Genomic DNA, 506 nt, shown 5'->3' on the forward strand with positions numbered 1-506 from the left:
GAGGCCAAGACGACTTTCCTCAACGCGGTCAGCCACGATCTGCGCTCGCCCCTCAACGCTCTGACCGGTTTTGTGGAACTGCTCGCCGAGCCGGACCTGGAAGAAGAGCAGCGTCAGGCCTACGTGCAACAGTGCCGCCGTGCCAGTGGTCGTCTGCTGGAACTGATCGATTCGCTGCTCGATCTCAGCCGACTGCAGGCCGGGCGGCTGGAACTGCGCCCGACCCCCTTCGACCTGCACTCGGCGATCGAGGGCCAGTGCACCGTCTACACCGCCCTGGCCCAAGAACACGGCCTGGCGTTCTCTTGCAGCATCGACCCCGGCGTGACGCACTGGGTGAACGCCGATGCCACCCGGATGGGCCAGATCCTGTCGAACCTGCTCAGCAACGCCATCAAGTACACCAACGAAGGCCATATCGATCTAACGGTATGCACAGAGCCCGATGAACGGATCAGCTTCCGCGTGCGCGATACCGGGGCGGGGATTCCCCCAAACCAGCAGGC

Annotated in this window: 1 protein-coding gene; it reads left to right on the forward strand. The window is 63.8% G+C overall.

Features of this window, described 5'->3' with window-relative positions; genetic code table 11:
• A partial coding sequence (locus tag LRF89_RS13330; protein WP_238637387.1) for a sensor histidine kinase occupies positions 1–506 on the forward strand: 506 nt, incomplete at both ends.

This window comes from Halorhodospira sp. 9621 (assembly GCF_022228055.1).
Lineage (GTDB): Bacteria > Pseudomonadota > Gammaproteobacteria > Nitrococcales > Halorhodospiraceae > Halorhodospira > Halorhodospira halophila_A.